The sequence below is a fragment of the Methylophilales bacterium genome, from assembly GCA_019823025.1.
Taxonomy (GTDB): domain Bacteria; phylum Pseudomonadota; class Gammaproteobacteria; order Burkholderiales; family Methylophilaceae; genus BACL14.
Genome location: CP081940.1, coordinates 526,698 through 538,242, shown reverse-complemented (window position 1 = coordinate 538,242; position 11,545 = coordinate 526,698). Strand labels below are relative to the sequence as shown.

14 protein-coding genes are annotated in these 11,545 nt (G+C 34.8%); 5 read left to right on the top strand and 9 right to left on the bottom strand.

All coding sequences use genetic code 11. The features are described from left to right. The first annotated feature begins 103 nt into the window (after window positions 1-103). The gene (locus K6112_02850; protein QZP18295.1) at window positions 104-310 is read left to right on the top strand and encodes a cold-shock protein; all 207 of its coding nucleotides are present in this window, start codon (window positions 104-106) and stop codon (window positions 308-310) included. Window positions 311-338: 28 nt separating this feature from the next. Here the strand turns inward: K6112_02850 and icd are convergent, their stop codons facing one another. Next, window positions 339-1,601, bottom strand: coding sequence for an NADP-dependent isocitrate dehydrogenase (gene icd / locus K6112_02845; GenBank protein ID QZP18294.1), 1,263 nt, complete (start codon window positions 1,599-1,601; stop codon window positions 339-341). A gap of 27 nt (window positions 1,602-1,628) precedes the next feature. Here icd and K6112_02840 point away from each other — a divergent pair, with 27 nt between their 5' ends. The 3 genes from K6112_02840 (at window position 1,629) to K6112_02830 (ending at window position 4,474) form a co-directional block, all read left to right on the top strand. Beyond that, window positions 1,629-2,162: a pseudouridine synthase gene (locus tag K6112_02840; protein ID QZP18293.1), complete on the top strand. Its 534-nt coding sequence runs from the start codon at window positions 1,629-1,631 to the stop codon at window positions 2,160-2,162. Between the two features lie 63 nt (window positions 2,163-2,225). Then, window positions 2,226-3,314 carry a chorismate synthase gene (gene aroC / locus K6112_02835; GenBank protein QZP18292.1) on the top strand — a complete coding sequence of 363 codons (1,089 nt, stop codon included), beginning with the start codon at window positions 2,226-2,228 and terminating at the stop codon, window positions 3,312-3,314. Continuing rightward, window positions 3,311-4,474: an MFS transporter gene (locus tag K6112_02830; protein QZP18291.1), complete on the top strand. Its 1,164-nt coding sequence runs from the start codon at window positions 3,311-3,313 to the stop codon at window positions 4,472-4,474. Before aroC ends, K6112_02830 begins: the two co-directional genes overlap by 4 nt. A 6-nt stretch (window positions 4,475-4,480) precedes the next feature. Here the strand turns inward: K6112_02830 and folE2 are convergent, their stop codons facing one another. Genes folE2 through K6112_02795 form a run of 7 tightly spaced genes read right to left on the bottom strand, consistent with a single transcriptional unit; the run spans window position 4,481 to window position 10,380 of the window. Then, window positions 4,481-5,272: a GTP cyclohydrolase FolE2 gene (folE2, locus tag K6112_02825; GenBank protein QZP18290.1), complete on the bottom strand. Its 792-nt coding sequence runs from the start codon at window positions 5,270-5,272 to the stop codon at window positions 4,481-4,483. Between the two features lie 41 nt (window positions 5,273-5,313). Further along, complete coding sequence (gene dxs, locus K6112_02820) at window positions 5,314-7,128, bottom strand: 1-deoxy-D-xylulose-5-phosphate synthase (GenBank protein QZP18289.1); 1,815 nt, start codon at window positions 7,126-7,128, stop codon at window positions 5,314-5,316. A 6-nt stretch (window positions 7,129-7,134) separates the two neighbouring features. Continuing rightward, window positions 7,135-8,025: a polyprenyl synthetase family protein gene (locus tag K6112_02815; GenBank protein ID QZP18288.1), complete on the bottom strand. Its 891-nt coding sequence runs from the start codon at window positions 8,023-8,025 to the stop codon at window positions 7,135-7,137. After that, window positions 8,018-8,239: an exodeoxyribonuclease VII small subunit gene (gene xseB / locus K6112_02810; protein QZP18287.1), complete on the bottom strand. Its 222-nt coding sequence runs from the start codon at window positions 8,237-8,239 to the stop codon at window positions 8,018-8,020. The genes K6112_02815 and xseB overlap by 8 nt, the downstream gene beginning before the upstream one ends. A gap of 4 nt (window positions 8,240-8,243) precedes the next feature. After that, window positions 8,244-8,855 (bottom strand): hypothetical protein, encoded by a 612-nt coding sequence (locus tag K6112_02805; GenBank protein QZP18286.1) that lies wholly within the window; start codon window positions 8,853-8,855, stop codon window positions 8,244-8,246. A gap of 47 nt (window positions 8,856-8,902) precedes the next feature. Continuing rightward, window positions 8,903-9,337, bottom strand: a complete 435-nt coding sequence (locus K6112_02800) for an SRPBCC family protein (protein QZP18285.1) — start codon at window positions 9,335-9,337, stop codon at window positions 8,903-8,905. A gap of 56 nt (window positions 9,338-9,393) precedes the next feature. Continuing rightward, window positions 9,394-10,380: a hypothetical protein gene (locus K6112_02795; protein ID QZP18284.1), complete on the bottom strand. Its 987-nt coding sequence runs from the start codon at window positions 10,378-10,380 to the stop codon at window positions 9,394-9,396. A 52-nt stretch (window positions 10,381-10,432) separates the two neighbouring features. Between K6112_02795 and K6112_02790 the strand changes: the two genes are divergently transcribed. Then, window positions 10,433-10,906, top strand: a complete 474-nt coding sequence (locus tag K6112_02790) for an RNA pyrophosphohydrolase (GenBank protein ID QZP18283.1) — start codon at window positions 10,433-10,435, stop codon at window positions 10,904-10,906. Here K6112_02790 and K6112_02785 read toward each other — a convergent pair. Beyond that, window positions 10,903-11,544: a phosphatidylserine decarboxylase gene (locus K6112_02785; protein QZP18468.1), complete on the bottom strand. Its 642-nt coding sequence runs from the start codon at window positions 11,542-11,544 to the stop codon at window positions 10,903-10,905. The two genes, K6112_02790 and K6112_02785, sit on opposite strands and share 4 nt — an antisense overlap. Window position 11,545: the final 1 nt, after the last annotated feature.

Here is an 11,545-nt window from a genome sequence, read left to right as displayed (position 1 = left end):
GGTTTATTCGTATCAGTCGTTCTTCTAGGTTTACAATCTACAGACAACATATACAGTAAGCGATTCTTTAGGGGCCTCCCAAATTTGTAAAGGATGTATCGTAATGGCAACAGGAACAGTAAAATGGTTTAATGATTCAAAAGGTTTTGGTTTTATCACTCCAGATGATGGCGGTGATGATTTATTTGCTCACTTTTCAGCAATCGTTGAAGAAGGTTACAAAAGTTTGAAAGAAGGTGCTCGTGTGACTTTTGAGGTAACTGAGGGTCCGAAGGGCAAGCAAGCTTCAAATATCCAAAAAGCTGACTAGTAAATAAAGGGTTCCTCGGAACCTTTTTTTACATATTTGCAATAATTTCTGTTGCAAAGTCAGAAGTTGACAATGCCTCGCAACCTGAAATTTGGGATGCCAGGTCTACCGTAATCTTGTTTTCTTTCAAGGTCTTCTCAAAGGCTCCAGATATTACGTAGGAAGCTTCTGTCCATCCAATATATTCGAGCATCATTTGTGCTGACAGTATTAATGAGCTTGGGTTAGCCATATTCTTGCCTGCAATATTTGGTGCAGTTCCATGTGTAGCCTCAAATATACTTGCCCCGTCTGACATGTTTGCCCCCGGTGAAATACCTATACCTCCAACTTGAGCTGCTAATGCATCAGAAGCGTAATCCCCATTTAGGTTTAACGTAGCCACTACATCATGATCTTTTGGATTAAGTAAGACCTCTTGAAGAAAGGCATCTGTAATCATATCTTTAATGATAATTTTTTTGTTGATGGCGTCTATTTTTTGATTAGTCGGTATCTCGTAAAAACCAAGATTATTTACTTTTGCATTGAATTCTTTTTTTGCTACCTCATACCCCCACTCTTTAAATCCACCCTCCGTAAATTTCATGATATTGCCTTTATGAACTATTGTTACAGACTTACGATTATTATCGATTGCATATTCAATAGCCTTACGAATCAACCTTTGACTTCCTTCCTTTGAAACTGGCTTTATTCCAATAGCAGCTGAGTTAGGAAAGCGTATTTTATTTTTATCACCAAATTCATCAAGTAGTCCTATAATTTTTTTTGCTTTATCTGATGAGGCGTCATATTCAATACCAGCATAAATATCTTCAGTATTCTCTCTAAAAATGACCATGTTTACGTTCTGAGGGTTCTTAACTGGACTCGGTACGCCTTGATAATACCTTATGGGCCTCAGACATACATATAAGTCAAGTGACTGCCTTAGCGCAACGTTTAACGAACGAATACCCCCACCGACAGGCGTTGCTAATGGTCCCTTGATGGACACAATAAATGATTTCAACGCATCAATAGTCTCATCGGGAAGATATACACCCTCACCATAAATGTCGGTAGCTTTTTCTCCAGCAAAAACCTCCATCCAAGCAATTTTTTTGTTATTTCCATATGCCTTTATGATAGCTTTATCGACAACGGCTTGCATTGCAGGTGTTATATCACTTCCAATACCATCTCCACATATATATGGAATAATTGGATTATTGGGAACATCCAATTTCAGGTTAGAATTAATACTTATTTTTTCCCCATCAAGAGGAACGCTAATTTTGCTATCCATTCTATTTTCCTTATTGCTTAAAATTTTATGCTGATTTTATTTAATAAACCTTATGGTGTTATCAGTCAGTTTTCAAAACATGAAAAGTATTCAACACTAAAGGACTTCATACCCTATCAAAATGTTTACCCTGCAGGACGTTTAGATACTGATAGTGAAGGTCTTCTTATTTTAACTGACAATGGTGCTTTTCAAAATAAAATATCGAGCCCAAACAATAATGTTTTTAAAACCTATCTAGTGCAGGTGGAGAATATTCCAAATATCAATGATATAAACAAATTAAGTAAGGGAGTAATAATAAAAGGGGAGTTAACAAAGCCCGCGAGGGTTAAAAAAATTGATGATCCAAATTTATGGTTAAGAAATCCACCCATAAGAAAAAGAAAACTTATACCCACCTCTTGGTTAGAAATTAAAATTTCAGAGGGGAAAAATAGGCAGGTGAGAAGAATGACGGCAGCGATATCTTATCCTACACTTCGGCTAGTAAGGACAGAAATAGGTGAATTCAATATCAGCGATATTAAGCCAGGAGAATTTTCTGTAATCGAAAGGTAATTTTTTTTTAAGTATGATGCAAATGATATAATCACTAAATAATAAACTAGGTTAATTAAAAATATGTCAGGAAATTCATTTGGACAGATCTTTACACTGACTTCCTTTGGTGAGTCACATGGGCCTGCTATTGGCGGCGTTATTGATGGCTGCCCTCCCGGAATGAAGCTGGCTGAATCAGATATTCAAATTGATCTGGATCGAAGAAAGCCCGGAACCTCAAAGTTCGTTACCCAGAGAAAAGAAGATGACTCTGTTGAAATTTTATCAGGGGTATTTGAAGGGGTCACAACGGGAGCTCCTATTGGGTTGATCATAAGAAACAAAGACCAAAGAAGTCAAGATTACTCAAAAATACAAGAAGTTTTTCGTCCGGGGCATGCTGATATCACCTATCTTAATAAGTATGGTATTCGTGACTTTAGGGGTGGTGGAAGGTCAAGCGCAAGAGAAACTGCAATTAGAGTTGCAGGGGGCGCCATTGCTAAAAAGTGGTTAAAGGAAAATAAAGGCATTGAGGTTATGGGCTACCTTAAGCAATTAGGTGAAATTGACATACCATTTAAAAGCTGGGAAGTAGTTAATAAAAACCCCTTTTTTGCACCCAACGAGTCAATATTAAAAGACCTTGAAATATATCTTAACGATATTCGAGCAGATAAAAATTCTGTGGGCGCTAATATTTTTGTATGTGCTAAAAATATGCCTATAGGACTGGGCGAACCAGTTTTTTCAAGGCTTGACGCAGACATTGCATCAGCGATGATGAGTATTAATGCGACTAAGGGAGTTGAAATTGGAGCTGGGTTCAATAGTGTCACTCAAAAAGGTACTGAGCATAGTGATGAAATGAGCTCTAAAGGCTTTAAATCAAATAATGCTGGCGGTGTATTGGGCGGTATATCAACAGGACAGGATATAGCAGTCAATGTTGCTTTTAAACCCACCTCAAGCATTCCGCAAGATAGACATTCCATTGATACCGATGGCAATGAAGTCGATATGAAAACGACTGGGCGACATGACCCATGTGTCGCAATTAGAGCCGTACCAATCGTTGAAGCAATGCTTTCTTTAGTAATAATTGATCATGTCTTAAGGGATAGAGCCCAAAATGCTGATGTAGAAAGAAATAATCCTTTCTCAGTGTGACCCCATTTTTTTATAGTCGTCTTTCAAGCTTTTACTTTTGTTACTATTTTTTCGTAGGCCTTTTCGTGCCTTACTGGGGGATTTATCTTAAATCTCTCTCATTTAACGCATTACAAATTGGTGCTTTACTCTCGTTATTTCAGATCAGTAGAATTTTTGCCCCAAATGTCTTAGGATGGGTTGCAGATCAATCCGGTGAGTATATTAAATGGATTAAGATATCCTCTTTTTTTGGGTTTATTATTTTCATGGGTATTTTTTGGTCAAATACCTTTGTAAATATTTTTATCGTCATGATGGCAATGAGTATTTTTACAAGCTCAACGCTCCCACTTGCGGAATCACTGACATTGGCGCACTTAAAAGCGAATAAAGCTGATTTAAAATATAGCCATATAAGATTATGGGGTTCAATCGGATTTATTGTTGCCGCGCTATCATTAGGCATCATGATTGACTCTTATGGAGAGAGATCATTAATATATGCTTTATTAGTAACGCAATTAGTAATTTTCCTTTTAGCCTTTATTCTTCCTGAGAAAAAAATAAATTTTACTCAATTTAATAAAAGGTCCATATGGCCAATATTAAAGAGGAGAGAGGTAATAGTGTTGCTTTTAAGTTGTGCCTTAATGGTTTCTTCACATGGGTTGCTTTATAACTTTTACTCAATATTTTTAGAAGACCAAGGCTATTCTGGGGCTACCATAGGGCTCCTTTGGTCTGTGGGAGTTGTATTTGAAATATTAATTTTCCTACTTATGCCAAAAATATTGAGTAAATTTACTCTTAAGTCAGTACTTTTAATAAGTCTAGCCTTAGCGGTTTTAAGATTTTTCTTAATAGGGGCATATGTAGACTCGATATTAATTCTTATAGCTGCTCAAATAATGCATGCAGCCACTTTTGGAAGTTTTCACGTTGCATCAATCCAACTAATTGCTCACTTCTTCTATAATGAACATCAAGCTCGAGGTCAATCTTTGTATAATAGTATTACTTACGGCGTAGGCGGTGCAATTGGCGGGCTTGGTGGTGGTTATATGATTGAATATAGCGGAATGGCGGACACATTCATGCTCTCAGCTATACTTCCGTTAGTGGGCTTTATTGTCCTTTTGTTGGGATTAAAAACTAAATTCAAAGCTGAATTTAAATAAATTAAATCAGCTTTTGATCAGTGCGTAGGCAGAGTGGTTGTGTATTGACTCAAAATTTTCAGACTCGACTACAAATGATTTAATTCTTTTGTCATTTTTTAGTTCTGTTGCAATATCTCTAACCATATCCTCAACAAATTTTGGATTATCGTAAGCCTTTTCTGTAACAAATTTCTCATCTGGTCTTTTAAGAAGGCCATATAATTCACATGATGCTTGCTTTTCAACGATCTCGATAATTTCCTCAATCCAAACAAATTCATTTGCATGAACAGTTACCGTCACATGCGATCTTTGATTGTGCGCCCCATATTCAGATATGCTTTTTGAGCATGGGCAGAGGCTTGTCACAGGCACAACGACTTTTGTTGAGTTTTTATATTCACCATTACTTATTTCACCAATGAAGGTTACCTCATAATCTAACAAGCTCTCAACTTTCGATATAGGAGCAGATTTATTAATAAAATACGGAAAGTTCATGAAGAGATTGCATGATTTCGACTCCAATCTATCAAGCATAGCCCTGAGGATTCCTTCAAAGGATTCAACTGATATTTCTTTATCATTTTCGTTAAGAATTTCAACAAATCGGGACATATGTGTCCCTTTGAAATTATGAGGTAGTTGCACATACATATCAAAGTTTGCGATTGTATGCTGCGAGCCACTTGATTTATCTTTAACAACAATGGGATGTTTGATCGCCTTGATACCAACTTGGTCAATATCAAGATGTCTCTTATCTGCTATATTTTGAACGTCTTCGATCAATTCTGGAGATGTCGGTCTATTCATGAGTATTTAAATTATTCTTAAAGTAATACGATATGTTAGCATCACTTAAAGTTCATAACAATTTTCTTCCTAATGCTATCTTTATCTAAGCCGCATTGCTTGTATATCTCATCTTGTGATCCCTGACTAACAAATTTGTCTGGAATGCCTATCGTTATTGTTGGAATTACTATTTTATGTTTACTTAAAACCTCAAGGACCGCTGATCCGGCACCTCCATGGACCGTATTATCTTCAACTGTCACTAGAAGTTTATGGGTTTTGGCGTATTTTATAATTGCTTTTTCATCGATAGGCTTAACAAATCTCATATCAACGAGCGTTGCATTTAAATTGTTTGCAACATCGATACATGTATTAAGGGTTGGGCCAAAGGCTAATATAGCTGTTCTTTCACCCGAAATAAGTGTTTTACTTTTTCCAAGCTTAATATCACTTAGATTTTTATTGAGCTTGTTACCTAAACCATTTCCGCGAGGATATCTGACTGCGCACACTCCCTTGTATTTATAACCGAATTCAAGCATGGCATAAGATTCATTCTCATTACTTGGTGCCATCAGAACGATGTTAGGTATACATCTTAAAAAAGAGATATCAAAGTTTCCTGAATGAGTTGGACCATCAGCCCCAACAATCCCTGCTCGGTCAATAGCAAATAACATTGGAATATTTTGAAGGGCAACGTCGTGAATAAATTGATCATATCCTCTTTGTAAAAAAGAAGAATAAATAGCAACCACTGGCTTAATGTTATTAGATGCAAGGCCAGCAGCAAATGTTAATGCGTGTTGTTCAGCAATTCCTACATCAAAAAATCTCTTTGGATATTTTTTAGCAAAGTTTGTTAAGCCTGACCCATCAGCCATTGCTGGTGTAATGGCGCATAATTGTTTATTTTTTTTACCGGCGTCTAGAAGCCAATTGGAAAAAACTTCGGTATAACTCATCCTCTCAGAAGATGTACTTTTTTTACTAACGCCATGAAATTTATTCGGATCAGATTCAGCCGGTGAAAATCCAAATCCTTTTTTTGTGGCTATGTGGAGAAACTGTGGTCCACTTAGAGATTTAATATTTGTGAGTGTATCAATCAATATATCGATATCATGACCATCAATAGGACCAATGTAATTGAAACCAAATTCCTCAAATAGAGTTCCGGGAATCATCATACCCTTTACATGCTCCTCTGTTTTTCTTGCTAACTCAAGAACAGGTGGTAGGGCTGAAAAAACTGCCTTACCAGATTTCTTAACACTGCCATAAATTTTTCCAGAGAGTAGTTTGGAAAGATAATTATTGAGCGCCCCTACATTTTTTGAAATTGACATATCGTTATCGTTTAGGATGACAAGAAAGTCGTTATCTGAGGCTCCAGCATTATTTAAACCTTCAAAGGCCATACCGCCTGTCATTCCACCGTCTCCGATGACAGCTATGGCTTTATTTGAAGATTTTCTAATTCTAAAAGCCTCGCTCATACCAAACGCGGCAGAAATTGATGTGCTCGAATGACCTGTCCCAAAATTGTCATAGATACTTTCTTTAAGATTTGGAAAGCCTGAGAGGCCACCCTTTTTTCTTAAAGAGCCCATCATATCTTTTCGGCCAGTAATAATTTTGTGTGTATATGTTTGGTGACCAACATCCCAAACAATCTTATCGTTTGGCGCATCGAAAACATAGTGAATAGCTAGTGTGAGCTCTATGGCTCCTAAATTTGACGATAGATGTCCACCCGTCTCAAAAACACTTTCAATGAGAAATTCACGAATTTCTTTAGCTAAACCTTTTAGCTCTGGCCTAGAAAGTTTTTTCAAATCTTTAGGACTTTTAATGTTGTCTATTAGCATTTTTTCTTAGTAATCTCTTGCATAAATCTTATCAATTAAATGATTAAGAATTTGAGTATTTCCTGGAATTTTTTTTACAAGTTCTTTAATTTCTAAATAAAAGCCTTCTTTTATTTCTTTTGATTCCACAACCCCTAGGATACTAACATAGGTAGCTTTATTATCTTTCTGATCTTTACCGGATGTCTTGCCAAGGTTTTCAGAGGTAGATGTGCTATCTAATATATCATCTATTATTTGGTATAACTGCCCAAGAAGATATGCTAATTTTGAAATTTTTTCCTGTACTGATGGCTCAAAAAAATTTGATATTGAATATGACATTGTGCAGGCTGCATGTATGAGCTCTCCTGTTTTTTTTCTCTGTATTTTTTCTAATAGCTTAATATCAATTTCTTTATTGGAGCATTCCATATCTAATGATTGACCATAAACCATTCCATTGATACCTATAGCTTTGGAAAGAAAGTTGAGCAAGTCAATTTTTTTTGCGTCATTAACACATAAATCCGGTGAAACTAAAAATTCAAAAGCCAGTGATTGGAGTCCATCACCAGCTAAGATTGCTTGAGATGCACCGTATTTGACATGACAGGAGGGTAAACCTCTTCGAATTGGGTCGTCATCCATGTCAGGTAAGTCATCATGAGTGAGTGAGTATGCATGAATAATTTCAATCGAAGCCGCAATAAAATCAAGATTAGTTTTGTCGGTAGCATTAATTTCACCAATAGCATATATCAGTAATGCTCTAAATCGTTTGCCGCCATTTAATAATGCATAATTCGCTGCTTCATGGATTGTATTCTTGGTATTAGGTGTATATAATTTTTTTTTTAAAAATTTATTAATTCTATCTTGGTGAGAATTTTGCCATGAATCAAATGCATTATTCATCGGTATTAAAATTCTCTAAATTACCTTCTTTTGAAAGAATTTCTACTTTTTGCTCTATTTTTTTTAGTTTTTTTTGGGCATTTTTAATTAAACTAATACCTTTTTCATATGACTTAAGTGAATCCTCTACGTTAAGGTCATTACTTTCCATTTTATTTACAATTGATTCAAGTTCGGCAATAAGCTTCTCTAGATTTATATTTTCTGTAGTCATCACCCTAATCTCTTAATAAAAAATCACGTACATCATAAATTTCTTCATTAATAACCTCGTGCCCCATTTTATATTCTTTTAAAACAAAATTCTTAATAATTTTAAGTTTTTCATAGGAGGCCTTAGCTAAATTGATGTTGATAACATTGTCATCAACCCCATGAATTGCTTGAATTTTAAGATTGGATTTTTCTTTTGATAGAGTTATTTCTGGGCAGTAACCAGAGAGCGAAACTATTTTTGTAAAATTAAATTTTGAAGTTAAACCAATGTACTGTGCTAAAACAGCTCCTTGTGAAAAACCACCTATAAATAATTTATTCTTATTTGAGATTTTGAGTTGGTTTTCTAAAATCGATTCGATAAATATCATTGATTTTTGTAAACCTAATTCGTCTTGCTTTTCAAAATTAAGTGATTCGATATCATACCAGCCACGCATCTCAACGCCTTGATTCAACGTAATTTTCCTGTAGGGAGCATTTGGAAGAATGAATGTAAATTGTTTTAGATTAAGTAGATTAATAAAGTCTACGAAATCATTTTGATCGGCACCGAGGCCATGAAGCCAAAAAACAATAGCTTTTGGTAATGGTTGTGGATTGATTGTGAGCATTAAAAAAGCGGAGTAAACTATCCGCTTTTAATTAAATTTTAAAAAAATTATTGTGACTCAACATATTTTTTAAATCCAGCCAATCCAGGTCCAACAATTTCTTTTACAGCGGCCACAGCAGTAGCATCATCCTGTCCTTCTGGGATGGGTGGGTTTAATTTATATGTTCTATAAAACCTTGCTGTCCATTGAACAACCGACTCATTATCATTTTCACCTTTTTTGACTCTAATCTGTGCATTGTAATCAGAAAAAGGGACATCTGTTTTTATAAGTTCGTATTTAGCTTTCATTAATTTATCTTTGAAGGATCTTACCTTCATAATTTTTTCGAATTCAGAATAATTCTTCAATGCTTCCCATGTTTTTTCTGGAGAGGCTGCTATTATCACAGACTCTTGAACCTTTTGTGGCGTTGGGCCATGAGAAAAAGCTAGAGTAGAGAATAAGATACCCAGTAGAGTAAAAATTATTTTTTTCATTCCTTATAAATCCTTTTTTTTGTTTTTTAATAATTCCATATACTACTATAAAAACTTTACTGAAGTATAAAATCTCCAAAAGACCTGCTCTGCGCACCTGTCTTGATTTCCTTAATATGCTGAAAGCTTTCAGTATCGAAAATTGAAACTGAATCACCTCCCCAGTTGGTTACAACGAGCAAATTTTGATTAATATCAAAATCTAAATTTTCGGGTGTCTCGCCCGTGTCTAATGTTTTTATTATTTTTTTTGAACCTAGATCATAAATAGTAATGGTGTCATCAACAGTATTTGTTACATATGCAATCTTATTATGAACTCTAACGTTATAGGGGTGCGCTCCAACCATGAACTCATATTTTGACCAATCTACTAGGTTTATAATGCTTACAGAATCATCATAAACATTTGCCACATAGGCAAAATCATCTTTTGAGTAAACACCAAAAGGATGATTTCCTGTCTCTATTTTTTTTACTAAATCGTCATCTTCATTATAAATTTCTAGGGTATTTGCATCTCGGTTGGTGATTACTTGATACTTATATTTTTTGTTATAAGCTATTCCTGAGGGCGTGACACCCACTTTTAATTTACCGGTCACTTTCATTTCATCAGCTGATATTGTTAGGACATTATTTTGAAACCAGTCAGTAACATAAACTTCTGTCTCTTCTGAGTTAGAAGCAAGACTGAGAGGGGCAGTTCCGAGCTTGATTGTTTTTATTAGTCTGTCGTTTACTGCATCAATGACTGATATATCGTCCGTACCAACATTTCCCACAAAAACTAATTTCTTCTTCTGCAAAATAGTTATGCCAAGCGGAGCTACTCCGACTTTTAATGTTTTTAATGTTTTTAATGTTTCTAAGTCAATTATTGAAACCGTATTGTCACCTTGATTCGTTATGTAGGCTTTGGATGCATTATTAATTTGAAAGGAAGATGAAAAATAAAAATAAAGAATAATCAGAAAAAAAGTTAAAATGATTAAGATAGATGCTTTTAAACTAAATATTGATAATTTTTTTTGTTTTAACATGTTGTAAATTTTTAGTGTTAAAGATTGTTTGAATTAAATAGGGATAATACCAATGATTGATAAAGAAGGATATCGTGAAAATGTTGCGATAGTCATAATTAATGACGATCATAAGGTACTTTGGGCCAAAAGAACGAATGAAAATGCTTGGCAATTTCCCCAAGGAGGAATTAAGTCAAATGAAACAATTGAAGAGGCAATGTTTAGAGAATTAAAGGAAGAGGTAGGCATCGATGAGAGTAAGATAGAAATCTTGGGAAGAACAAATGACTGGTTATATTATGATGTTCCAAAGAATTGGGTAAGAAAAGACAATAATTTGTACAAAGGGCAAAAGCAAATTTGGTTTTTATTAAAATTTCTGGGAAATGAAAATGATATATATCTTAAAAATTCACCAAAACCTGAATTTGATAATTGGTCATGGGTTGATTATTGGAAGCCAAATGATGAGGTAATTGATTTTAAAAAAGAGGTTTATTCAAAAGCATTGATACAATTAGAAACTTTCATAAATTCTAATTAAATAAATTCAGCAATAATTGACTCTCCATTCTTAACTTTTTCTCCGACCTGGACCTTCACGTTAGTTTTAAGAGGTAAATAAAGATCAACTCTTGAACCAAATTTAATAAACCCATATCTTTCACCCCTTTTCACGTCATCACCTTTATCTTTGTAACAAAGGATTCTTCTGGCAACAAGTCCTGCAATTTGAACGCAGGTAATAATTTTTTTTGGGTTATTTTTTGATTGTATGATAATCGCACACCTTTCATTTTCATTTGAAGCCTTTGATAGAGCTGCATTTAAAAACTTACCAGCGTAGTAAACTTTCTTTAAAATTTTTCCATCAATAGGAGCTTTATTCGAGTGGACATTAAAGACATTCATAAAGACACTTACCTTAATGGACTTCTTTTTTTGATAAGGATCCATTGTTTCATCAATCGCTATGACCCTTCCATCTGCACCAGAGACCACTACATTTTTAGCGCTGCTAATTTTTCGTTGAGGGTCTCTAAAAAACTGAATAATAAATATACTTATTATCCAAAATGGGACGGAGATTGAGTAACTTATTGTAGTTAAATAAGCACTTAAGATAAGACTAATAGCTATATATAACCATCCCTCCCTGGCGATAATAGGATAATTTTTTATC